Annotated in this window: 18 protein-coding genes, 1 tRNA gene and 1 pseudogene; 11 read left to right on the forward strand and 9 right to left on the reverse strand. The window is 51.4% G+C overall.

Going from position 1 to position 23,996, the window contains the following annotated elements:
* Positions 1–5: 5 nt before the first annotated feature.
* The 3 genes from JL719_RS13590 to JL719_RS13600 all read right to left on the reverse strand — a co-directional run bounded on the left by JL719_RS13590 (position 6) and on the right by JL719_RS13600 (position 6,282).
* Positions 6–3,806, reverse strand: a complete 3,801-nt coding sequence (locus JL719_RS13590) for a response regulator (RefSeq protein ID WP_129871410.1) — start codon at positions 3,804–3,806, stop codon at positions 6–8.
* 592 nt (positions 3,807–4,398) lie between these two features.
* Entirely contained in the window at positions 4,399–4,860 is a 462-nt protein-coding gene (locus JL719_RS13595) for a single-stranded DNA-binding protein (protein WP_033158801.1), read from the reverse strand.
* Positions 4,861–4,896: 36 nt separating this feature from the next.
* On the reverse strand, positions 4,897–6,282 hold the full coding sequence (locus JL719_RS13600; protein WP_033158821.1) for an MFS transporter: 1,386 nt from the start codon (positions 6,280–6,282) through the stop codon (positions 4,897–4,899).
* 152 nt (positions 6,283–6,434) lie between these two features.
* On the opposite strand from JL719_RS13600, the gene JL719_RS13605 reads away from it, so the two are divergent.
* The 10 genes from JL719_RS13605 (at position 6,435) to JL719_RS13650 (ending at position 16,924) form a co-directional block, all read left to right on the forward strand.
* Positions 6,435–6,776 carry a coiled-coil domain-containing protein gene (locus JL719_RS13605; protein ID WP_033158802.1) on the forward strand — a complete coding sequence of 114 codons (342 nt, stop codon included), beginning with the start codon at positions 6,435–6,437 and terminating at the stop codon, positions 6,774–6,776.
* 13 nt (positions 6,777–6,789) lie between these two features.
* On the forward strand, positions 6,790–7,218 hold the full coding sequence (locus JL719_RS13610) for a hypothetical protein (RefSeq protein WP_033158803.1): 429 nt from the start codon (positions 6,790–6,792) through the stop codon (positions 7,216–7,218).
* A 107-nt stretch (positions 7,219–7,325) separates the two neighbouring features.
* The gene (gene uvrA / locus JL719_RS13615) at positions 7,326–10,142 is read left to right on the forward strand and encodes an excinuclease ABC subunit UvrA (RefSeq protein WP_033158804.1); all 2,817 of its coding nucleotides are present in this window, start codon (positions 7,326–7,328) and stop codon (positions 10,140–10,142) included.
* Positions 10,143–10,211: 69 nt separating this feature from the next.
* A complete protein-coding gene (locus JL719_RS13620) occupies positions 10,212–10,757 on the forward strand; it encodes a Uma2 family endonuclease (RefSeq protein WP_225892858.1) in 546 nt (181 codons plus the stop codon).
* Between the two features lie 371 nt (positions 10,758–11,128).
* Positions 11,129–13,306: a type I restriction-modification system subunit M gene (locus tag JL719_RS13625; RefSeq protein ID WP_033158805.1), complete on the forward strand. Its 2,178-nt coding sequence runs from the start codon at positions 11,129–11,131 to the stop codon at positions 13,304–13,306.
* The gene (locus JL719_RS13630; protein ID WP_051670403.1) at positions 13,293–14,720 is read left to right on the forward strand and encodes a restriction endonuclease subunit S; all 1,428 of its coding nucleotides are present in this window, start codon (positions 13,293–13,295) and stop codon (positions 14,718–14,720) included. Before JL719_RS13625 ends, JL719_RS13630 begins: the two co-directional genes overlap by 14 nt.
* Positions 14,702–15,274, forward strand: a complete 573-nt coding sequence (locus JL719_RS13635; protein WP_033158806.1) for an ATPase — start codon at positions 14,702–14,704, stop codon at positions 15,272–15,274. The genes JL719_RS13630 and JL719_RS13635 overlap by 19 nt, the downstream gene beginning before the upstream one ends.
* Positions 15,271–15,489: a hypothetical protein gene (locus JL719_RS13640; RefSeq protein WP_033158807.1), complete on the forward strand. Its 219-nt coding sequence runs from the start codon at positions 15,271–15,273 to the stop codon at positions 15,487–15,489. The genes JL719_RS13635 and JL719_RS13640 overlap by 4 nt, the downstream gene beginning before the upstream one ends.
* Positions 15,490–15,547: 58 nt before the next feature.
* Positions 15,548–16,012, forward strand: coding sequence for a metallophosphoesterase family protein (locus JL719_RS13645; protein ID WP_033158808.1), 465 nt, complete (start codon positions 15,548–15,550; stop codon positions 16,010–16,012).
* A 99-nt stretch (positions 16,013–16,111) separates the two neighbouring features.
* A complete protein-coding gene (locus tag JL719_RS13650) occupies positions 16,112–16,924 on the forward strand; it encodes an arylamine N-acetyltransferase family protein (RefSeq protein ID WP_033158823.1) in 813 nt (270 codons plus the stop codon).
* A gap of 435 nt (positions 16,925–17,359) precedes the next feature.
* Here JL719_RS13650 and JL719_RS13655 read toward each other — a convergent pair.
* The 4 genes and pseudogenes from JL719_RS13655 to JL719_RS13670 form a co-directional block, all read right to left on the reverse strand.
* A pseudogene (locus tag JL719_RS13655) lies at positions 17,360–18,465 on the reverse strand (IS5 family transposase).
* Between the two features lie 418 nt (positions 18,466–18,883).
* Positions 18,884–18,961 (reverse strand) — tRNA-Met (locus JL719_RS13660).
* Positions 18,962–19,013: 52 nt separating this feature from the next.
* A complete protein-coding gene (gene ychF, locus JL719_RS13665; RefSeq protein ID WP_033159313.1) occupies positions 19,014–20,105 on the reverse strand; it encodes a redox-regulated ATPase YchF in 1,092 nt (363 codons plus the stop codon).
* 141 nt (positions 20,106–20,246) lie between these two features.
* Positions 20,247–21,113: a hypothetical protein gene (locus JL719_RS13670; protein WP_020481912.1), complete on the reverse strand. Its 867-nt coding sequence runs from the start codon at positions 21,111–21,113 to the stop codon at positions 20,247–20,249.
* Between the two features lie 103 nt (positions 21,114–21,216).
* On the opposite strand from JL719_RS13670, the gene JL719_RS13675 reads away from it, so the two are divergent.
* A complete protein-coding gene (locus JL719_RS13675) occupies positions 21,217–21,828 on the forward strand; it encodes a tetratricopeptide repeat protein (protein WP_033159314.1) in 612 nt (203 codons plus the stop codon).
* A gap of 133 nt (positions 21,829–21,961) precedes the next feature.
* On the opposite strand, the gene JL719_RS13680 is transcribed toward JL719_RS13675, so the two are convergent.
* Positions 21,962–23,161 (reverse strand): sensor domain-containing diguanylate cyclase, encoded by a 1,200-nt coding sequence (locus tag JL719_RS13680; protein ID WP_033159315.1) that lies wholly within the window; start codon positions 23,159–23,161, stop codon positions 21,962–21,964.
* On the reverse strand, positions 23,161–23,994 hold the full coding sequence (locus JL719_RS13685) for an HDOD domain-containing protein (RefSeq protein ID WP_165385964.1): 834 nt from the start codon (positions 23,992–23,994) through the stop codon (positions 23,161–23,163). The genes JL719_RS13680 and JL719_RS13685 overlap by 1 nt, the downstream gene beginning before the upstream one ends.
* Between the last annotated feature and the right edge of the window lie 2 nt (positions 23,995–23,996).

The following is a 23,996-nucleotide window of genomic DNA, read 5'->3' on the forward strand; positions in this document are numbered from 1 at the left end:
GTATCTTACTGTTTTGGTATATCGAGTTGGCTTATTAACGCCAGAACTAAGCTTTCAGCTTGCCGAAAATTATAGTCGCGAATTTGTGTCGCGAGCGGCGCCAATAAATCGGCATCCACCAAGCCCGCCAATTTCAGCAATAGGCGCTCGGCATGACCGGGGTTATCTTCATCCAGCGCCGTTAACAATTCGCTTAACAAGGGTTTGATACCATCGGGCGCCTCGCTTTGAGCACTATGGTCAAGCGGTGACAGGGAGTTTGCGCTTAAGTTACCGATGCTGATGATCACTACGTCAAGCGCCTGTTGCAGCGCTGCGGCGGCCGCGCCCAACGGCTGACTGTGATGCAAGGCCGTTTCCAATTCGACGCTGCGTTTGGCTACCTCGGTCAGAGCCAAACCGTAAGCCGCGCCTTTTAACTTGTGCGTCAGGGTGGCAAGCTCGGCAAGTTGACCTTGCTCGGCAGCGACACTAATGTCCCGTCCGGCTGTGCGATACTGCTCGACAAAGCGTGCCAGATAGGCCTGGTAAAGATCGCGCTTATGCCACATTTTTAGGCCGGCGTTAACATCGATTCCCGGCCAATCGTCTGGGTATAGAGTTGTCGGCACAATGAGTGGGGCGGATTGGCCGCGGGGAATCAACCCGTCATCCGGATCGCCGGATGCCAGCCCCGTCACTCCGAGCGGCGAATTGTTTCCGGTCCAACGCCTGATCAAAGCCAGCATTTGCGGTACGTTAAAGGGCTTGGCGATAAAATCGTTCATACCGGCTTCCAGCGCTGCTTCCTGCAAGTTTTTAAAGGCGCCGGCCGTGAGTGCCAGAATGGGTAAATCAGACCACGCCGGATTTTTGCGTATCCGCCGCGTGGCGGCATAACCGTCCATGCGCGGCATTTGCACATCCATCAATACCAAATCCACAGCACCAGGGTTTTTAAACAACCAATCCACCGCGTCTTGGCCGTCGCACGCCAAGCTGACTTGCGCGCCCTCCGACTCCAAAATGCGCCTGGCCACTTCGCGATTGATGTCGCTATCGTCCACCACCAATATCCGCAGACCTTGCATACGTGTGCCTGCCGAATTGCACGATTTATCCGGCAAAACTGGCAGCGGCGGGGATTTCGACAATACCGCCGCGACGGCGTTATACAATGCGGAAGGGGTTACCGGTTTGCTCAATATCCCCTCGACATGCTTCATGTCGGCATCAACCGCCAGCAGTTCCCGGGAATAGGATGAGCTGATCATCAAGATAATGGCTATACGCGGCTGATCTGGGTTAACCGCCGCCAATGAAGCCCGGATAGCTTCGGCTATGCTCGTACCGTCGACATCCGGCATAGGCCAATCCAGCAACAGCACGTCATAAGGATCGGCGCGTTCCAGACTGGCGAGCAGTTCGACGATTGCCGCCTCACCCGAGTCGACGGCGTTGGCATACCAATCAAGACTTCGCGCCGAGGTATTGACGGCTTCGCGCGTAGTCTCACAATCATCGACCACCAGCAATTTCAAATGGTGCAAATGCGGGAGAGACTGCGCCGGATTGCAATCAAGATGCCGCTGCAACCGCAGGACAAACCAAAATTCGCTGCCTTGGCCGGCTACGCTGTTTACCCGCAACTCGCCCCCCATCAAATTCACCAGCTGGCGACAAATTGCCAAGCCAAGGCCCGAGCCGCCAAAGCGGCGGCTGATTGTATTATCTGCCTGGGTAAAGGCGGCAAACACATCGTCCAATTGCGGTTCGGAAATACCGATACCGGTATCGCTGACGGCAAAGCGCATCGCCACCGTATCGCCGCTTTGCCAATCATCGACAGTCACGCGCAACACGACTTCGCCGCGTTCGGTAAATTTAATCGCGTTGCCGAGTAAATTAATCAAGACTTGTTGAATGCGCAGGCCATCGCCGACCAGAGCATCGACACCGGCCGGCGGGATAATGATCAATTCCAGATTTTTGTGGTCGGCTGCCGCCGCCATCAAGGCCGCAAGGTGATCGAACATATCGCTGAGCCGGAACGGCAGGTTTTCGATCTCCAGGCGTCCGGCCTCGATTTTGGAAAAATCCAGAATATCGTTAATAATCGCCAACAAAGAACGCCCGGCATCACGAATTTTCCGCACCAAACTGTGTTCTTCTTCGTTCAGCGTGTGTTGTTCCAGCAAATAGCAAAACCCCAGCACCGCATTCATCGGCGTGCGGATTTCGTGGCTCATATTCGCCACAAAACTGCTTTTTACCTGCGTCAAATGCTCTGCGCGTTGCAAGGCTTGGTTGAGCTGTTCCGTCCGTTGTTCGACCAGGTTCTGCAAATGATCCCGATATTGCAGCAATTCCATTTCCTGTTTTTTCCGCACGCTGATGTCCTGTACCGTGGCCACCCGATACATCACCTTTTGCTCGGCATTTTTGACGCTGACCAAATCCACCGACACGTCAAACTTAGAACCATCCTGGCGCCGATAAACCGATTCGTAACGTATTTTGCCGAATTGGTCGGCTTCATGCAGACGCTGTGCGGCCGATTCGACGTATTCCGGCGCGTACAGGGACAGAATGAGTTGGCCTTCAAACTGATCGGCGTTGTCGTAACCCAGCATCTCGGCAAACGCCGGATTGCAGGTTACCAGGCGGCCGGTCTCGGGGTTGCCTATGGCTATACCGTGCCCGCAATAGCGGAAAGCATCGATCCAACGCTGCTTTTCCGCGGCCGCGAGCTTGGCTTCGGTGATGTCTTGTACGGTCCCAATCAAGCGCCAGGGTTGACCATCGGCCGTGGTCTCCAGTTTGGCTTTGGACAACACCCAACGCTGCTGTCCTTGCGGAGTACAAATACGGTATTCCAAACCATTACCGCTGTTACCCGCCAAACAGTCCTGATGCCAGGCGCGTCTGGCGGCACGGTCATCGGGATGCACCGTTTCCAACAACTGCTCCATGGATAAGGCTTGATCGGTTTCGGGTGATAGGCCAAATACCCGAAAGGTTTCTTCGCTCCACATCGCTTGGCCGCCAGGTAGGTAGCGAACCCAAGAACCAATATGAGCCACGGCCTGAGAATCTGCCAGCAGCCGTTCTTTTTCTATCAGGCTTTGCTCGATTTGCCGGCGTTCGGTGATGTCTAAGACAATACCTCGATAGAGTAAAGGCCGACCTTTCTCATCCAACTCTGGTTGACCACGCGACATCAGCCAACGCTCCCGGCCGTCGACTAGTGCGGCAAGCCGCCATTCCACGTTCAACTCGATATTTTGCTGTACCGCTTGGTGAATTGCCGCTTGTGCGATGGCGCGATCATCCGGACGCACAGTGGACAGCCAGACGTCGTAGCTTGCTTGGCAAGCAAACGGCTCCAAGCCATACAGGCGCCACAAACCTTCATCCCATTGATTTTCGTTGGTCTGTAAATTCCACTCCCAGATACCGGCGTTGGCAGCGCGAAGTGCTTGGTTCAAACGCCGGTGGTTAACCTCCGATTCTAAACTGGCAATGCGCTGCAATTCGGCTTTGGAGCGGCGCAATTGTTCGAAAGCCAGATTAAACGACAGCCCCATCAAGGCAAAAATCGCCGTGGAATAGTAATAGCGCACGTCCGCAATGTTAAAACTTCCCTCAGGCGGGATAAAAAAATAGATACCCATTGAAACGGCCATCGCGGTAGCAAGCAGGCCGCTAAGCACTCCTCCCAAGTAGGCACTTAAAAATACCGCCGGATAAAACAAACTCCAGGTCAGGGGCGACAGCGCGGACCATAGCGACCATTGCAGCAAGCCGGCGGCAATAGGTATTGCCACTGATAGAACTGAAGTCAAGTGGATGGGAATTCGTTGGAAGCGGATCTGCAGAAAACGCTCAGCATGCCGATTTCGCTGCTGGTTAAACCTGAGCGGGTCGAAGAATTTAATCAGCGTGTCCTTAATCACCGCGATAAACCCTGCGACATTCAGCCGTTGCGCAACGCATAAAAATGCAAAAGTTATCCATGCAAAACAATGCCGGCGCCACTTTATTAGCAATCCTGCAGCAATTCAGGTGTGTAGCTTCCAGTCTAAAAGAAACTAACGAATGCACCGAGTTGTCGACAGTCACAGGATCAGACCCGGTGTATTGCCAACGCTGCTCCGCACTTACCACCCGGCACGTTTCATCATCCTCTAGGGAAATGTTGTGCGAACCGAAAAGCATATGCCCCCCGTACTTTTGGTGTAGCCCTTTAAAATACTAGCTTACCAGATGAGTGTATTGCGGCAAATATCGAGGGGCTCTGGTATCTATAGACAGCGGATAATAAGTAAAGTGGCGTTTTAGACGGCGCAGAACAAACAGATTTCGCGCGCTATAAAAAAGCCCCTGAGTAGGGGCTTTTTGCGTCTTCTAAGGTAAGTCTCAGAACGGAATATCGTCGTCGAAATCGTCATAGGAAGCCGGCGCAGCTTGTGGGCCTGAAGGTCCGGAAGAGCGATTGTCATAGCTACTGGCTGGCGGGGTATTATTGTCCGAGTAGCTGGCAGTGCCGCCGCTTTTACTGTCCAGCATGTGCATATTGTCGGCAACGATTTCGGTTGTGTACCGATCTTGACCGTCCTGACCTTGCCATTTTTGCGTACGAATACGGCCTTCGACATAACATTGGCTACCTTTTTTCAGATATTCGCCGGCGATTTTCGCCAAACCACTGAAAAACACCACCCGGTGCCATTCGGTTTCTTGCTTGCGCTCGCCGGTTTGCCTATCTTTCCAGCGTCTATCGGTGGCCAACCGTATCGTGGTAATAGCATCGCCACTCGGCATATAACGCACTTCCGGATCGGCGCCGAGGCGGCCGATCAGCATAACTTTATTTAGCATGGTGTTCTCCGTGTAAAAATTGCGATGAACAGCGGCTTACTGCCACTGTTTTAAAAAAATGCCTAATTGGTTTTTATCGAGTTGCTGGTTATCGACTTTCAAATACGCGGCATTCTCTTCGAAATGCAGCCGCACTTCCTCGATGCCGTTGATAGCCAGTAAAGCCTTGGAAAATTCCTCGCCGCGTTCCGGCTTAACCGCTTGCAATGGCAACAGCAAGTTGGCCCAATAACGCGGCGGTGACATGAACAACGCGATGACTATCCAGCTGGCGGCAACGCCTGCCGAAAACATAAACACCGCCGCGGCGCCGAATTCGCCGTACAACCAGCCACCAGCGCCACCGCCTAAAAACGCGCCGAGGAATTGGGCGCTGGAATAGATGCCCATCGCCGTGCCTTTTAAATCACCGGGCGCGGTTTTGGAAATCAACGACGGCAAGGTGGCTTCCAACAGATTGAAACCGCAGAAGAATATCCACAAGCAGGCGATCAAACCGATCAACTCGCCGTGTAACAGCACAAAACCGACATTGGCAATCACCAAGGTGGCAATCGCGCCGATAAACACCTTCTTCATCTGCCGTTTTTTCTCGGCAATGATCACGAAGGGGATAATCATCGCCATCGATGTCACCAACACCGGCAGATATACCAGCCAGTGACTGCCGCCCTGCAAGCCGGCGTCGCGCATCAATAGCGGTACCACTACGAAACTGGCCATCAGGATCAAATGCAGCGCAAAAATACCGTAGTTCAAGCGCAACAGATCGGCATTCTTGATGACCGAACCCAGCTCCGAAGGAATGTACTCGGCATCGCGGTGGGTGGTAATTTTTTCCGGGTTAGGCACGACAAACAGAATCACCAAAATGGCCAGCGCCGCCAATACCGCAATCATCCAGAAAATACCGGCAATGCCGAAATGATCGGCGATGATAGGTCCCAGGGTGATAGCCACCCCGAACGACACGCCGATGCTGGCACCTATGGTCGCCATGGCTTTGGTGCGGTGTACTTCCTGGGTCAAGTCGGCCAGCAAGGCCATAACCGCTGCGGAAATCGCCCCGCAACCTTGCAGCGCGCGGCCGATCAGCACGCCGTAAATGTCGGTCGCCAGCGCCGCCCAGACGCTGCCGACGACAAATAAAATCAGGCCAATCACGATGACCGTCTTGCGGCTGAAACGGTCCGACAACAAACCGAACGGTATTTGCAGGATGGCTTGCGTCAGGCCATAGATACCCATCGTCAAACCTACCAGCTTGGGCGTCGAACCGGGCATTTGTTCGGTAAACAGCGACAACACCGGCAGCAGCATAAACAAACCCAGCATTCTGAGCGCATAGATACTGGCCAGCGATACGGTAGCCCGCTTCTCCATGGCCGTCATCGGACTGGTAATATCCTGAACCTGTGTCAAACCAAACTCCCCTTTGCCTTGCATCGTTAAAGGTGGCTATAGTACCAGTTTATCAAGGCGAGACTCCAGCGCCGGTATGAAGCCTGAAGAGTATTTGCCAAGGATTTTCGCGTGTTAGAATGCAGCAAAAAATCTCCATCTAGGAAACCAAAATGACTGCGATCATGTTCGACACCCATGAATTTGTGAAAGAACTGAAAGGAGCGGGATTTAGCGAAGAGCAAGCGGAAATCATCACCAAGTTGCAAAAAACCGCCATTTCCGCAACCTTGGAACAAGCGAAACACGATTACGATTTGGATGATTTATCGACCAAGCGCGACTTAAAGGAACTGGAAACCGGCCTTAAGCGCGACATCAAGGAGCTGGAGCTGAAGCAAGACGCCAAATTGGCCGAAACCAAAAGCGAATTGATCCGCTGGATTGTCAGCGTGGGCTTGTTGCAAACTGCCTTGATTTCGGCGTTGTTGCTTAAGTTGAGTGCATTGGCATAAGTCTCACAAAAGCATGAAAAAACATCTTATCTTACCTACGTTAGCAATTGCCGCCTTAATATCATTAGTTAGCTTGGGGATCACTAAAATAGCCTTTTTGTTTTTTGCTATTTGCACCGGAGCCATTTTGGTTTCCTACTATTTCAGTTCTCGGGAAACTGGAACTCCAACAGCAGCCGAAAAAATTGCGGCAACTGGATGGTTATTCATTAGGCGTGTCGTATGTTTTACTGCGGCAATTCCTTTTGCTGGTGTTACTATCGAAATAATGCGCTCTTCCGGAACTATCTCTGAAAAATTCTGGGGTATTGGTCTGTCACTTATGATGTCCGTTTTTTTTGTTTGGGTCGGCATATTCGGCCAAGGTTGGCAACGCCTTTATCTAAAAGACGATGCTGCTTTACATAAGAAAAACAAAGATCGATACAAATGGCGTTGGTAATTAGTCCCACACTTCGTCAAAACATAATCATCAGTCAATCCCCCTTTGCCCAAGCCCCACTATTCCCCGTATAGTATCCAGCTATACAAAATTCCAGGAACACAACAGTGGACACCATCAGCATACGCGGCGCCCGCACTCATAATTTAAAAAACATCGATCTGGACTTGCCGCGCGACAAGCTGATAGTCATCACCGGCCTGTCCGGTTCCGGCAAGTCGTCGTTGGCGTTCGACACCATTTATGCGGAAGGCCAGCGCCGTTACGTGGAATCCTTGTCGGCCTACGCCCGCCAGTTCCTGTCGATGATGGAAAAGCCGGATGTCGATCATATCGAAGGCCTGTCGCCGGCGATTTCCATCGAGCAAAAATCCACCTCGCACAATCCGCGTTCCACAGTCGGCACCATTACCGAGATTTACGACTATCTGCGATTACTGTATGCCAGGGTGGGCATTCCGCGCTGTCCGGAGCACGGCGTGTCGTTGGAGGCGCAAACCGTCAGCCAAATGGTCGACCAGGTTCTGGCGCAACCGGAAGGCGAGCGCTGGATGCTGCTGGCGCCGGTGATCAATGACCGCAAGGGCGAACATGTGCTGTTGCTGGAAGATTTAAAAGCCCAGGGCTTTTTACGGGCCCGCATCGACGGCGAAGTCTACGAGTTGGACGAGCCGCCTGCCCTGGATTTAAAGAAAAAACACACCATCGAAGTGATCGTCGACCGTTTCAAAATTAGGGACGACATCCAGTTGCGCTTGGCCGAATCCTTCGAAACCGCGCTACGTTTGTCGGAAGGCTTGGCAATTGCCGCGTCGATGGAAAACGATCAGCAACTGTTGTTCTCCGAGCGTTATGCCTGCCCGCACTGCGGCTACAGTCTCAGCGAACTGGAACCGCGTATTTTCTCGTTTAACAACCCGAAAGGCGCCTGTCCCAGTTGCGACGGTCTGGGCGTGCGCCAACACTTCGATCCGCAATTGGTGGTGCATAATCCCGAGATCAGCCTGGCCGGCGGCGCGGTGCGCGGCTGGGACCGGCGCAACGCCTATTACTACCAAATCATCTGCGCATTGGCGGAGCATTACAATTTCGACCCGGAAGCGCCGTTTTCGCACATTTCCAAGGATATTCAAGCGGCAATTCTGTATGGCAGCGGCGAGGAAAAAATCAGCTTTACCTTCCAAATGGGTAACGGCAAACCTAAAACCAGCCGCCATTCTTTCGAAGGCATCATTCCCAATATGCAGCGCCGCTATCATGAAAGCGATTCGCAAATGGTCCGCGATGAATTGTCCAAATATTTGGCTCAACAAACCTGTTCTGTGTGTGACGGCGCGCGTTTGAATCTGGGCGCGCGCAATGTGTTTGTCGAGGAGCAACCCTTACATCACGTCACCCGCTTGCCGATTAAACAAACTCTGAGTTTTTTTCAGCAACTGAATATTCCCGGCCACCGTGGCGAAATCGCCGCCAAGATCAATAAGGAAATTCAGGAAAGGCTGGAGTTTTTGGTTAACGTGGGATTGGATTATCTGACGCTGGACCGTAGCGCCGATACGCTGTCCGGCGGCGAGGCGCAGCGCATTCGTTTGGCCAGCCAGATCGGCGCCGGCCTGGTGGGAGTGATGTACGTGCTGGACGAACCGTCGATAGGTTTGCACCAACGCGACAACGAACGCCTACTGAACACGCTGTTTCGATTGCGCGACTTGGGCAACACCGTGATTGTGGTCGAACACGACGAAGACGCCATCCGCGCCGCCGACCATCTGGTCGACATTGGCCCTGGTGCCGGCGTCCACGGCGGGCAGATTGTGTCACAAGGCACACCGGCGCAAATTCTGGCCGATACCCATTCGTTGACCGGCCGCTATTTATCCGGTGCGGAAATCATTGCCGTGCCGAAGAAAACCACGCCCAATGATCCGGCCCGGCAATTGACGATTAAGGGTGCATTCGGCAATAACCTAAAAAATGTCACGGCCAGTTTCCCGGTCGGTTTGCTGACCTGCGTCACTGGCGTGTCCGGTTCCGGCAAATCGACCTTGATTAACGACACGCTTTACAGCCATGCCGCCCGCGTCATCAACGGCGCCAGTTGTATTCCGGCGCCGTGCGCGGCCATCGAAGGCCTGGAGCAGTTCGACAAAGTGGTCGATATCGACCAAAGTCCCATCGGCCGCACGCCAAGATCGAATCCAGCCACCTACACCGGCATCTTCACGCCGATCCGCGAATTATTCTCGGCTGTGCCGGAAGCGCGTTCGCGCGGTTACACGCCAGGCCGATTCAGCTTCAACGTCAAGGGCGGCCGTTGCGAAGCCTGCGCCGGCGACGGCGTGATCAAAGTGGAAATGCACTTTCTGCCCGACATCTTCGTACCCTGCGACATTTGCCACGGTAAACGCTATAACCGCGAGACCCTGGAAATCCGCTACAAAGGCAAGACCATCCACGAAGTGCTGGAAATGACCGTGGAAGACGCCACCCAATTCTTCTCGGCCATCCCCAGCCTGGCCCGCAAGCTGCAAACCTTAATTGATGTGGGCTTAAGCTACATCACCCTCGGCCAAAACGCTGTGACCCTGTCCGGCGGCGAGGCGCAACGGGTGAAACTAGCGAAAGAGCTATCGAAACGCGACACCGGCACCACCTTGTACATTCTCGACGAACCGACCACCGGATTGCATTTTCATGACATCAAACAATTGCTGACCGTGTTGCACACCCTGCGCGACCACGGCAACACCGTGATCATCATCGAGCACAACCTGGACGTGATCAAAACCGCCGACTGGATTGTGGACATGGGCCCGGAAGGCGGTAGCGGCGGTGGCATGCTGGTGGCGGAAGGTACGCCTAAGCAAATCGCGAAGCATAAAAGTTCGCATACCGGAACGTATCTGAAACGGTTTTTCGAATAGTACCGCTTGCCGCTAAATGGCGGACTGATTAGGATGAATGACTAACAGACAACTGATAGGAGAACAGTAATGGGTTTAGCCTTAAAAGATCGGCAACAACACACTTACGGCGATTATTTGCAGTGGCCTGACGACTTGCGCTACGAATTGATCGACGGCGATGCCTATCTGATGCCGCCGACACCCGATTTGGCCCATCAAGACGTTGCCGGCGAAATTTATTGTCAAGCCACCAACGTCTTACAAGGCAAACCCTGCCGAATCTTCATCGGGCCGGTGGACGTGCGCCTGCCAAAGCGTGACGAAGCCGATGAACTGATAGCCAGCGTCGTTCAACCCGATGTATTAGTCGTTTGCGACCCCACCAAACTGGACAAACGCGGCGTACGCGGCGCGCCGGACTGGGTAGTGGAAGTATTGTCGCCGTCTACAGCCAGCCACGACCAAATCAAAAAGCGCGACCTGTACCAACGCGCCGGCGTCCGCGAATATTGGTTGGTCCACCCCATCGACCGTATGCTGACCATCTACGCCTGCAAAACGGCGAATACGGTAAGCCGGAGCTTTATCGATTGGAAAGTGAAACCCAAGTCGGCATTCTGCCGGATATTGTGATTAGTTGGGACGAGTTGGTGGCGCAGCTGCCTAAGGATTATTGAAAATTTACCAGCCCACCGCGATTGTCTGAAGACCAAGCTCCAGTTTTCTCAAACAAAAGGGAAAGCAGTAACTTCCGAGAAGTTGTATCCAAACTTGGGCTTGGATACTAAACAAAAGCCTAAGCAACTAGGCTGGTTGCTGGATTCCACGTACGAGACATGATTCCACTTACTGGGTGCCGCTGAGTATCCGCGTAAATCAGGGAGATAGCCCTTCTCGCATCCACCTTACGGATTTGGAGGCACATTAATCACGCCAAAACCATATTGACGCTTTTGTTAAAATCACTTACCCAAACGAACCGACAAACAGACTAGCAACAACACATGACGGACAATCAAGTCATCGACTACATACAACAGGGCGTTGAAAAAGGCTTGATCAAGCTGTCCGACGAGAACAAACGCATCGAATATCTCGAACAAAAGAAAAGCCGACTATTCACTAACCCGGAAGAACAAGTTCAAGCCGAAACCTATTGCCGTTTGATTCTCCAATACGGCTATCTCAAGCACCGGGTACAAAACTTCGTGTCGGTCAAAATGGGTTCCGACAAAAAGGAAGCCGACATCGTCGTTTACAACGACGACGAATGCCTGGAGCCGCATATCCTGGTCGAATGCAAGAAACAAGACGTGTCCGACGCCGAATTCGCCCAAGCCATCGATCAAGCCTATTCCTACGCCTTCGCGCTGCCCAATAACGTCAAATGGGTCTGGGTCACATCCAAGATCAAAAACGAATTTTTCCAGGTCGATAAGCGTAAGAACACCCGCAAATCCGAGTCCGACATTCCGCCCTACGGCGTCGATAAACTGGCACCCTACAAATTCGTCAAGGGCGCCGACAAGCTCAAACACAAGACCGGCGAACAAAAGTTTTTCGAGCTGCAAGTAGTTGCGGAGGACGAACTGACCCGCCGTTTCAAACTGGCCCATAACGCCCTGTGGGCCGGCGGACAACTCAACCCGTCGGAAGCCTTCGATGAACTGGACAAACTGATCTTCTGCAAAATCTGGGACGAGCGCAAGGCTCGCAAGGCTGGCGAACCTTACGACTTTCAAGTCATCCAGGAAGACGGCAAGGGTGCCAACGAAGACGAAAAGCAGCTCGACGCCAAACAAAAAACCAACGCCGCGTTGTTTGCCCGCATTAACGCCCTCTATGAAGAAGGTCGCAAAAAAGACCCGGAAGTGTTCCGCGACAACATCCGCCTGACCCACGAACGGGCGCGTACCATCGTCGAATACCTGCAAGACATCAACCTCAACAAAACCGACCTCGACAGCAAGGGCCGCGCCTTCGAAACCTTCATGGACTCGTTCTTTCGCGGCAGCTTCGGCCAATATTTCACCCCGCGGCCTATCGTGAAATTCATCGTCGATGTGTTGCCGATCACTCACGAATCGCTGGTATTGGATACTTCTTGCGGCAGCGGCGGTTTTCTGTTGCATGCCCTGGAAAAAGTCCGCCGCGAAGCGAACGAATTCTACAACCCGGACAGCAAGGAACACTGGCAACATTGGCACGACTTTGCCGAAAAGCGTCTGTACGGCATCGAAATCAACGAGCAAATCAGCCGCGCCGCCAAGATGAACATGATCATCCACGACGACGGCCACACCAACGTCATCACCGCCGACGGTTTGCTGAAAGACGCCAAGTTGCAGGAAATCAGCAAAAACCACGGCTTCGAATACGGCCGCTTCGACTTCATCATCACCAATCCGCCGTTTGGTAGCGCGGTCAAACTCACCGAAAAAGCCTATCTCGATACCTACGCCTTCGGCCAGAAAGACACCTCCTGGTTGGACCTAAAAAACAGCGGCGTCAAGAACCGCGACAGCCAAAGCACCGAAGTGTTGTTCATCGAGCAATGCCACCAGTTCTTGAACGCCGGCGGTTACTTGGCCATCGTCATCCCCGACGGCGTACTGACCAACAGCAGCCTGCAATACGTCCGCGACCAAATCGAGGAGTGGTATCGCATCGTCGCCGTGGTCAGCCTGCCGCAAACCGCATTCACCGCCAACGGCGCCGGCGTGAAAAGCAGCGTCTTGTTTTTGCGCAAATACAGCGCCGAAGTCAGCGAGGAAATCCGCCAGCTTAAACTCAACGTCCAAGCCGCGCTATTGAGCGAGCACAGCTATAAGACCGAAGTCGAAGGCATCGAAAAGACCAAGAAAGACGTGCTGAACAACGCCAGCGGCGCGGAATATGACGGCGAATTGAATGAATTCAAGAAAACCGAAGCCTATAAAACCTGGAAAGCCGAAAAAAGCACCGAATTTACCGAGCAAATCAACGAATTGAAGGAAAAGCTGGAAGAGGCATATTTGCTGCAAAAACAAAGCGCCCTGCCCGATTACCCGATATTCATGGCGATTGCCGAGGATATTGGCTACGACGCCACCGGCAAGCAGACCGGCAAGAATGAGCTGGATATAATTGGCGCGGAATTGGCAAGGTTTATTTTGGAGCAGGTTGAGAATGAGCCCTTTTAGTTTCAATCCAAACGTTGGTATCCACAAAGTTTTTTTGGTTAGTTATTCTCAGCTGGCAGGTCGATTCGACCCTCAATTTCATTTGGAGCTACCCGATCTAACTGACTTTATCAAACTATCCTCCATCGCAAATGTAAATGGCGGCAAACGAATCCCTTTGGGCTACGACTATTCACAAGATGAAACAGAATACCTTTATTTACGGGTAACTGACTTTAATGACGAAGGAGAAATTGATTTTCAAAAACTTCGACACATTGATTCTGATGTATTTGCTTTTTTGGAGCGCTATGAGATACGCAATAATCAAATAGCCATATCAATCGCTGGCACCATTGGCAGAGTGACTTTAATTAAAAATATCCCTTTGAATAAAAGAGTCATTCTGACTGAGAACTGCGCAAAAATTACCCTCAAGACGGATTCCGTTTTGGAAGCTTATTTTAATCTGCTTTTAAACTTGCCAATCGTTCAAAAACAGATCGAATTAAATTATATTCAGACAACCATCCCTAAGCTTGGTTTAGATCGTATTAAAAACTTATTTTTTCCTAAAATTCCAACAATAGAAAAACAGGAAAAAATCGTTCAAGCGTATTCGAATGTTTCTGCGTCGGCAAAACAAAAAGAACAACAATCCCAAGAGCTTTTGGCGGGAATTGATGGCTATTTATTATCAGAATTAGGTATTACTGTTCCTAATAAAAACAAAACTATTGAAAAAAGGATATTCAAGGTTAGTTTTAATCAAATATCCGGTTGGCGCTTTGATGCGCCGGTACATCAAAGCGAGTTTTCCTTGAAATCGGCAAAATTCTCAATGATACGCCTGACAAGAGCTTTCGAGTTTAATCCAAAAACGGTGATAAACGTTGAATCATGTTCTTTTGTGCCAATGGAGAAAATTTCCGATCAAACCGGATCGATTACATCGACGGAGGAAACCATCCACTTATCAAACTCATCTGGCTACACTCCATTTTGCGAGGATGATCTAATTTGGGCAAGAATCACGCCTTGCATGCAAAATGGTAAGTCAGCTGTAGCAAGAAATCTCGTGAATGGCTTTGGACTTGGATCAACTGAATATTTTGTATTTAGAGCCACCGAAGGAAATAACATCGATTATTTGCATGCTCTACTACGACTAAATTATCTGCGCGAAGAAGCCATGCTGTTTTTTGGTGGCGCTACTGGACATCAAAGAGTATCACCAGACTTTTTCAGACGTTTGTATATACCGTTTCCTCCAATAGGTAAACAAAATGAAATAGCACAACATATTGCAGATATTAAAACCCAAGCCCAACAACTCCAAACCGAAGCCGCGCAAATCCTGGCCGACGCCAAGGCCGAGGTGGAACGGATGATTTTGGGCGACAGCGGAGGCGAGCCATGCCCACCTGCTGGATAATCGCCGGCCCCAACGGCGCGGGTAAAACCACCTTCGCGTTGGAATACCTGCCTTCGGTGGCGGGCTGCCGGCGTTTCATCAACGCCGATTTAATTGCCGCGGGCCTGTCGCCGCTGGCACCCGAACAACACTTGGCGGCCGCCAGCCGTTTGTTTCTGCACGAGATCGAGGATTGCATCGCAGCGCGCCAAGATTTTGCATTTGAAACCACGCTGGCCGGGCGCGGTTATTTGAAATTGATAGACCGTTTGCAAGCGACTGACTGGCGGGTGGAATTGATTTATCTGGCCCTGCCCAGCGCCGAAATGTCGCGTCTGCGGGTGGCGGAACGGGTTGCTCACGGAGGCCATCACATTGCCGATACCGATGTCGCCAGGCGTTTTCCGCGTAGTCTTTATAATTTGTTAAACATTTTCGCAGCCAAGACTCGTCAAACTCGCTGCTTTATGAACAGCGGCGGTGTCCCGGAACTGGTTTTCCAGCAATGTGGCATGAACCGCGAAGTAATCAATCCCGAATTTTTTGCCTTGTTGCAAAAGCAGGCCCAATCATGATCGAACCATCCAAACCTATTCTTAACTCCGACACGCAGGCGATGTTGGACTGCCTGCAACTTGCCGTCAACAAAACCCTGGAACGCAAGCGGCGTCTCGGTCAATATGTGGTGCAATGGGAAGGCAAGGAGCCGTTTGCGATTGGCGACGATGCGCCAGAGCACTTGAAGCAAGTACCGAGCAGCTCAACACCGTCTAGTCGAACCGATGGATAAAAACACCACAATCGGGATGACTCCGTTTTGATTCAACCTCATCCAAATCATCTTCTTTGTGTCCCACCGTCTCGCCATCATCTCAGACACCCACGGCTTGCTCCGCCCCGAGGCGCTGGCGGCGTTGCAGGGTTGCGCGCGGATTATCCACGCCGGCGACATCGGCAAACAGGAGGTGTTGCAGCGGCTGAACGAGTTGGCGCCGGTTACGGCGGTACGTGGTAACAACGATAAAGGCGCTTGGGCTGATGAATTGCCGCTTAGTGCCAGTGTGACGGTTGAGCAAGCGTGCCTTTATGTGATCCATGACTTGGCCGAGTTGCCCATCGATCCGGTCGCGGCCGGGATTCGTGTCGTTATCTCCGGCCATTCGCATAAACCATCGATTCAAGAACGTGATGGCGTGCTGTATCTCAACCCCGGCAGCGCTGGTCCACGCCGATTTAAATTGCCGATAGCCGTTGCCGAACTTGTCATCAGGGATACGGCAATCGAGGCGCGAATCGTTGAGTTGGCGGTTTGAAACCGATTGCAAGAATTTGTTATCGTTGTCACCTGCAGGATCATGCCGGCGCACGATTCGTTTCCGTTTAACCGCTTTTTTACTCTACAAGATTACCTCATGAGTTTTGATTTTAACGCTTACCTAAACCGCATCGGCATAGCCAAACCGGAGGCCAGCCTCGCCGGGCTCAGCCAATTGCAACAGGCGCAACTCGGCGCTATTCCATTCGAAAACATCAATCCGCTATTGGGCTTGCTGCCCGAGTTGGAAACGGCGGCGTTGATGGAAAAGATCGTCGCCAATCGACGCGGCGGCTATTGTTTCGAATTGAACGGGTTGTTTGGACAGGCGCTGGACGAGTTGGGATTTGCGTATCAGCCGATTATGGCTAGAGTGCGAATGGGCCGCAACGAAGGCGGACCGCGCCTGCATTTGGCATTTATCGTGGAGGCTGAAGGCGACTCCTGGCTGGTCGATGCCGGCTTCGGCGGCCCCAGCCACTATCGACCGCTGCGCCTGAATACCGAGCAAACGCAAAGCCAGGATCATAACCAGTTTCGGTTGCGCGAGGAGGCGGAATCTGGAGAAACGGTGCTGGAGCGGCTACAGGACGGCGAGTGGTTTGCCTTGTATAGTTTCGACCGCTCAACAGTGCAACGCTGCGACCTGGACGCGGCCAACTTGGTATGCACAATCTGGGACCAATCGCTGCTGTCGCAAAATTTATTGATTTGCCGGAATACCGACGAAGGCTGGGTACAATTGTTCAATACCCATTTTTCAAGATGCCGCGCGGATGAGAAAATTAGCCATTCAATTGACAGCCAGGCGCAATTAAATGACTTGCTGGACGAGCAGTTTGATATAGCGCTCAACAGTGAGCAGTTGCGCCGCCTCGCCGAGCGTTTGGCATTAAACCGGGATAACTAAGCATTTGTCCGGCGGGTTTTATCGGCATTGCAGCGCCCTGTCTGAGCAGGTACTCGGCAAATTTGCCTATTTGTTCAAGCAAACTTGACGATTTATCCATCGCTCAAGATGTCTGGAACGGCTTTTGCTTGGAAATGGTGACACAACTGGCTAATACAAAGGTCACGTGCTATCAGCAAGGCAAACCGGGTGTTAAAAAAATGATTTTGGTATTCTCATACGTATGATGTAGCAGGGGAAATTTATTTCCAAACTCGGCGAGCACTTTAACAGGCTGTTGAAATTTACCGATATACCTTCGGTTTCGGCGCCATTTCTCGAAGCGCCGGGTGGTCTGGAAGCCTGATTAGGCCTTAAAAACCGGTTTTGGCCGGTTATATTCGCCCCTAAGGGGGTTAAATTCCGCCTTTTGGCGGATTTTAGGCGCACGACCACCTAGGCGGTGCTGTAACGCCAACCGAAAATGGCGCCCATTCGCGTCAGGTTATAGGCGGCAAAGGTAAAAAACGTTTGTGCGGCGACTTTCTTCAAGCCCCGGAACTTGGTTTGCCGTAGCGGACCGACGGTCTTGGCCCAGCCGAAGACTTCTTCGATCCGCTTGCGGGTTTTGAGGCTTTTGCGGTAACCGTCGTGCCTCGTGGTACGGCCATCAATGGCCGAGCCTTTTTCTTTTCTGGCGACATGCGGGGTGACTTTGCGTCCGCGTAGCTTGCCCACGAAATCCGCTGTATCGTAGTTTTTGTCGGCGCCCAAGGTTGCGCCAGGTTTACTGATCGTGCGTTTGACCATGGTTTCGGCCGCCTCGCGTTCCGCGGTGCCGGTGGCCTGGGTGACTTCAACGTCGACGACTAAGCCATTGCGGTTCTCCATCAAGGCATGGCCGAGGAAAGCCAGCTGAGATTTGTCACCTTCGCTCTTTTTGTACAGCCGAGCATCGGGATCGGTGGTCGAGGCGTGGGTATCGTTGCTGCGTTTCTCGCCCTTGAAGTTGACGGTGGGATTGCGTCCACCGTCTTCCGGCGGCGGGGTCGAACCGTCCTTTTTGACGAAACTCTTGTGCGAAGCCCAGGCCTGGATCAACGTACCGTCCACGGAGAAATGTTCGTCGGAGAGTAGCTTTTTCCACTCCGCCAAGGCCAGTACCCGTTCGAAAAACAAACGGCTGATACCCAAAGGGCACAAGTGCGCTCGTTCAGCAAGCGGTCGCGGTTGGCGCTGAAGGTGGAGTGATCCCATACGGCGTCGTCCATGGTCAAGCCAACGAACCAGCGGTACAGCAGGTTGAAATCGATATGCTCCACCAACTGCCGCTCCGAGCGAATGGAGAACAGCACTTGCAGCAGACTGGCGCGCAGCAGGCGCTCCGGCGGAATCGAATCCCGGCCGCGACGGGCGTAGAGCGCGTCGAACTCGTCGTTCAATGTGGCGAGCAACAGATCGACTACTTTGCGTAGATTGCGGAGCGGATGTTTTTTCGGAATCCGCGCTTCCAGGGTTCGGTAGCTGAACAGGTCTTCTTGGGTGATGTCGGCGCCGCGCATGGGATCAATGCAGTATATTGGAGATGGTACTATTTTATCATGCAGAACAATGTCTTATGAATTACTCTCGCATCTGGTTCAACCAATCAATGCGGCTTGCGGGAGCGATAAAATCAACAGCCTGTTAAGGCAAGTCTTGTCGCGCGTTTATCGCACCCGTCGATGTGCGCTTACCCAAGGCCTCGGAGCCAAATTCAGTCCGGCACCAGGACTACATGCTAGTGAATTACTCTACAGTTAACACAGCTTTTTGAAGAGCGTGACCAACCGTCAATACAGTTGCAAACTGTGAGGTAGGATTAATCGACAGACCGGTTTAGCGTGATGCTAAATACTGTCGTTTTTATGCCAACCGGTACTCAATATCTTGCAGGCATAAAAAAAGGACTAGCGAATTAACGCAAGTCCTTGATTTAAATGGTGGCGATACCGGGGATCGAACCTGGAACCTCGGGGTTATGAATCCCGCGCTCTAACCGGATTGAGCTATATCGCCACTGGGAACAGCTTTGAAAAGACGCGCATTATAGGGCGCGTCTTTTCCATTGTCAAACATTGAAACGAAAGTGCATCACGTCACCATCCTGGACTTTGTACTCCTTGCCTTCCAACCGCCATTTACCGGCGTCTTTGGCTCCTTGTTCGCCGTTGTAAGCTATAAAATCCGCATAAGACACAACTTCGGCGCGGATGAACCCCTTTTCGAAATCGGAGTGAATCACGCCCGCGGCTTGCGGCGCGGTGGCGTTGACAGGGATCGTCCAAGCTCTGACTTCTTTGACGCCAGCGGTAAAATAAGTCGATAGATTCAACAACTCGTAGCCGGCACGTACCACCCTATTCAAGCCAGGCTCTTCCAAGCCCAAGTCTTCGAGAAATTCTTTCTTTTCGTCTTCATCAAGTTGCACGATTTCGGCTTCTATAGCCGCACAAACAGCGACGACCTTGGAGCCTTCTTTCTCGGCAAACGCTTTGACTTTGTCCAGCATCGGATTGTTCTCAAAACCGTCGTCTTGAACATTGGCAACATACAGCGTCGGCTTGATCGTGATCAGGCACAATTCCTTGATAAGCTTGGCTTCATCTTCGCTTAAACCCAAAGTACGCACGGCTTCACCGGCATTGAGATGTTCCAGCACCCGTTCCAGAACTTCCTTTCTGGCCAGCTCGTCCTTGTTGCCGGACTTTGAAGCCTTTGCGGCTTTTTGCAGTGCTCTTTCGACGGAAGACATGTCGGCCAGAGCCAATTCGGTATTGATGACTTCGATATCGTTGATCGGATCGACTTTGCCGGCAACGTGAATCACGTTGTCGTCATCAAAACAGCGCACCACATGCACAACGGCATCGGTTTCGCGGATATTACCGAGAAATTGGTTGCCCAAGCCTTCGCCTTTCGACGCGCCGGCCACTAATCCGGCGATGTCGACAAACTCAATGGTGGTCGGTAACACGCGTTCTGGATTGACGATGGCCGCCAGTTTATCCATTCGTGGATCAGGAACCGGCACCACACCTACGTTTGGGTCTATCGTGCAAAAAGGATAGTTTTCAGCCGCAATGGTGGCTTTGGTCAGCGCGTTGAACAGAGTTGATTTACCGACGTTGGGCAGCCCAACGATTCCGCAATGTAGTGCCATGAATTTTATACAGAAGGATTAATTTAACAGGAGCCGGATAAACCGGAAGAGTGCGGGCGCGATTATACAGAGAATTTACGGATATGACCGCGCCGACACGAGGAGTAGCGCATCGTTTAAAGACGATGCGCTATCGGATTGTTACTTGACTTGCAAAACACCACCTTGACCGCTGCCGCCACCGCCCTGTACTTCCTGCGCTTTATAGTTTCTGAGCGATTGGACCATATTGTTATAGGCATCAAAAAAGGCTGCCGCGGTAGCTATGCCTTCCGGGGTTCTGCTGTACATGCCTATGCTACCCCCGGCCGCGCCGGCAAAAAGTCCGCCCCAACCGCCAAACGCGCCGCCGCCCGAGGTACTCATATTGTTCGCGGTGGCACTGCCTTGGGAAATGGCAATTTGTACGGTTGAACGAATATCGGTCAGTGTCAGTGCCACATCGGTAGTTCTCGTTTCCACGGCATGCGAAACCGCACCGGCAATGGCGCCTAGACCGCCTAACCCGGCAGCACCTAATCCGGCACCGATTAATCCGGCCCCGATCGAGCCTCCTTGTCCGCCTGTCGATTCGTTAGCGACGATAATCTGCGGGTCAAGTAAATAGTCTGCGGCAACACGTTGGCCTTTGTGTTGTTTTGAACCTGACCGATATTCTCCGGAGTTTCTTTGTTGGTCGGTGATTCTATCCAGCATGGCGCTGGTGCTCATATTGCCAATACCGGTGATAATAAAACAATTGGATTGCTGTACCGCCAAGCGGATTAACGGATCAACTGTGGTTACACCTGATGCTCCCGAAAAACGGCCGTCGCTGACCGCTAAGGTACCCAATGGGCTGGCGCAGCGCTCCAAAGACTTATTGGCGTTGACGCTGGTCGCTCCGCCGGCAGAGCCAGAGACTAAATTTGAACTACCACCTGTCTGCAAGCCAGGCTGTTGCGCGCAGCCGGCAAAAGCAAAAACAGAGACCAGTAATGATAAATCTCGAATTGATTTAACGCTCATCCAAAAAACTCCAAAAAATTGCCGTTCAGTTAATGACGCCTAGCAAACTAAAAAATTCGAGCGATAATAGACCAAAACTTATGAAAAGAAAAAGGAAATACTCATGCATTCAAAAAAGCCTTTTTTGTCAACGCTATTTGTATTATTCGTAGCGTTTGGCCTTGTCGCGTGTACACATCAAGAGAAACAAGTTAAGTCTGACACGATTAGAATTTGCGACGAGAATGGCTGTGCGGATCGCCCGAAAGACTATGCCTCTTTTCAGCCGGAACCGGCAATGTCCGCCGAAGACGCTGCAAGAATCAAAGCACTTGAAGAATTGGCCACAAACGACCCCCGTGCCGCTTATGACCTTGCCCTACGTTTTTTCAGAGGTGACGGTGTTCGTCAGGATACTTATAAATCGATCAAATGGATGCGTGAATCCGCCGAGAAAGGCAACTTCGAAGCGCAAAAAGCCTTGGGTAGGGTCTATCTGACGGGTCTCGGTGAAATGGGCTCCGATCCGGGCGAGGCTGAAAAATGGTTGTCCATTACCGCCAACAAAGGCGACAAAGAAGCAAGCAGTTTACTTAAAGAGGCAGTAAAAGCTCGCCAATCGGAGCAAGCCGATTACCAATGGCGGAGACGATGGCAACAGATTTTTTACAACAACTGGTATTCCGGCTATCGCTACAATTGGTATTGGGGAACCGGGAGGTGGTATTTGTATTAATCTGAACAAACTCCGGTATTTGCTTAATTAAAAACCAAGTACCAGAATCGCAACGATCCCCCGTTTTACGCGAAGTGTAAAAATTCACAATTTTAGCTACGGAATCAGGTTACGAATAACCCAAAGAATGTCTTTAACCCTGATCTGAGCAGGCTTCGCCGAATACTATTGTTTTATCTCGGCCACTTGCTTTGGCTTGATACAAGGCGGCATCGGCGTAATTAATCATTTGATCGATGTCCGGCGTTTGTTCGGATTGAACCAAGTCGCCATTCAGGCAATACAAGCCAATACTCAGGGTCAAATTAACCACCTCTTTATCGATAGTCCATTCCAGAGCTTTAATTTCCTGCCGAATACGTTCCGCGAATGTTTTACCGCTATCGCAACGGGTGTTGGTAAAAATAGCGACAAACTCCTCACCACCAAAACGCACCAGAATATCGGTATTGCGGACTTGTCGCTTTAACGCGTTAGCCACGCCGGTTAATACTTGATCGCCGAACAAATGGCCGAAGCGATCATTAATTACTTTGAAATGATCGATGTCCATCACCAGCAGACAAAAACTAGTTTTGTAGCGCTTATGATGAGCGATAACGACTTCGACTTGGTCGTAAAAATACCGCCGATTATGCAGGCCTGTTAATTGGTCATGCATGGACATACTGGCAAAATGATCTTTAAGTTGATTGGTTTCGGCGACCAAGCTCTCCAACTCGGCCGTCCTCAACGCAATTTGCTGTTCCATTTGCTGAACCAGGCGCCGAGTGGTGATCAACTGACCAAGAATGTTTTTATAGACTTCCAATAAACGAATATGCCAATCGCTGAAGTAATTTGCTTGCGGATGCGATACGTTTAAAACGCCAATCAGAGTGCGGTTGAAGGTAAAAACCGGCACGCTGATAATTGAGCCGGGCGATTGGTTCACGTTTCCAGTTTTTTCAAATCGCTTATCTTCATGACAATTTTGACAATGTTGCAAAACACCGGTCGCAGCAGCCGCACCAATCAAGCCTTCCCCGACTTTAAAGCGCAAAGGCCTATCAACATTTGGTTCAGTATTGCCCAACTCACGAACACTAATACCGGCGACATTGCTTAATAAGCCTTCACTATCCACGATAAAAAAAGAGCAGCGTTCCATGTCTTGATATTGGATAAGACTTGCCAAAGCCTGTCTGATTAGGGCTTTTTCATCATCGACTTGATAGTCGATTTCGGACAGTTGTTTAACTGCGGACAGCGCATTGACGAGGTCGATCAGCAAATCTTGCATGCCGAAGCCCGCTAGTTTGGCATCTTGACTGTCTGCGCTGTGCTGATTCATCAATTCCCCATGATGGCTGCAAGTTTTTGCATAGCCGGCTGATTTTCGCCCAGTTGTTCGGCTAGCTCGCGTATATTTTCCAACGGTAACTTAATTTTCCGGCATTCCGGCTCAAACTCTTGCAGATTAATCGATTCACCGGCAATCACGGCTGCGCTTAATCGCTCACAAACCCTCAATAAAATCAGCAAGGGCAGTTCTTTACCGTCAAAATCCTTATTTTCATAATTTTGTAATAGAAGCTGATACAAAGCCGGCAAATGCCATTTATGCAATAAAAAATGACCGATTTGATAATGGCTCTGCCCCATTTGTCGAGAAATTCCCTCACTCACCGGCAAGCGAGTTTTTTTGCTCTCGACAAAAACCTCATGCAACTCTTCGGGCTGCAAATAGCCGAGCACCAATACGCCGATATTGAGCAGCAATCCGCCGGAATAAATAGTCGATGGCGTAAACTCGCGCAATTGCGGAATTTCGGCTGCCAATTTTTGCGCGGATACTGCCGTTGTTAATGAGCGTATCCAAAAATACTCGGCGTCGAATCCTTGGCATTTACGCGTATCAAATTGAACATTAAAAATAATTGCCATTGCCAGGGCTTTTACTAAATCCAGGCCCAGGACCTGAAAAATGGCGGTACGAATGTCTGAGACATTACGGCCTCGGGCAAAGTAGGCCGAATTCGCTAATCCAAGCAATCTGGCGACCAAACCAGGCGATAACGATAAGGCATCCGCCAGCTTTTCTATGGGTATGTCCGGCGTGTTAATGGCACCCAGAATTCGCAGACTCGCCTCGGGCAAAACCGGCAAGTTTTTCAGCGAACTCATCT

The sequence above is a fragment of the Methylomonas sp. LW13 genome (genome assembly GCF_016865255.1).
Lineage (GTDB): Bacteria > Pseudomonadota > Gammaproteobacteria > Methylococcales > Methylomonadaceae > Methylomonas.

Excerpts from the sequence above, each read along its gene's own strand:
- JL719_RS13595 (WP_033158801.1), bottom strand. The coding sequence starts at position 4,860 with ATGCTAAATAAAGTTATGCTGATCGGCCGCCTCGGCGCCGATCCGGAA.
- JL719_RS13605 (WP_033158802.1), top strand. The coding sequence starts at position 6,435 with ATGACTGCGATCATGTTCGACACCCATGAATTTGTGAAAGAACTGAAA.
- JL719_RS13610 (WP_033158803.1), top strand. The coding sequence starts at position 6,790 with ATGAAAAAACATCTTATCTTACCTACGTTAGCAATTGCCGCCTTAATA.
- JL719_RS13620 (WP_225892858.1), top strand. The coding sequence starts at position 10,212 with ATGGGTTTAGCCTTAAAAGATCGGCAACAACACACTTACGGCGATTAT.
- JL719_RS13625 (WP_033158805.1), top strand. The coding sequence starts at position 11,129 with ATGACGGACAATCAAGTCATCGACTACATACAACAGGGCGTTGAAAAA.
- JL719_RS13630 (WP_051670403.1), top strand. The coding sequence starts at position 13,293 with ATGAGCCCTTTTAGTTTCAATCCAAACGTTGGTATCCACAAAGTTTTT.
- JL719_RS13635 (WP_033158806.1), top strand. The coding sequence starts at position 14,702 with ATGCCCACCTGCTGGATAATCGCCGGCCCCAACGGCGCGGGTAAAACC.
- JL719_RS13640 (WP_033158807.1), top strand. The coding sequence starts at position 15,271 with ATGATCGAACCATCCAAACCTATTCTTAACTCCGACACGCAGGCGATG.
- JL719_RS13650 (WP_033158823.1), top strand. The coding sequence starts at position 16,112 with ATGAGTTTTGATTTTAACGCTTACCTAAACCGCATCGGCATAGCCAAA.
- ychF (WP_033159313.1), bottom strand. The coding sequence starts at position 20,105 with ATGGCACTACATTGCGGAATCGTTGGGCTGCCCAACGTCGGTAAATCA.
- JL719_RS13670 (WP_020481912.1), bottom strand. The coding sequence starts at position 21,113 with ATGAGCGTTAAATCAATTCGAGATTTATCATTACTGGTCTCTGTTTTT.
- JL719_RS13675 (WP_033159314.1), top strand. The coding sequence starts at position 21,217 with ATGCATTCAAAAAAGCCTTTTTTGTCAACGCTATTTGTATTATTCGTA.
- JL719_RS13680 (WP_033159315.1), bottom strand. The coding sequence starts at position 23,161 with ATGAATCAGCACAGCGCAGACAGTCAAGATGCCAAACTAGCGGGCTTC.
- JL719_RS13685 (WP_165385964.1), bottom strand. The coding sequence starts at position 23,994 with ATGAGTTCGCTGAAAAACTTGCCGGTTTTGCCCGAGGCGAGTCTGCGA.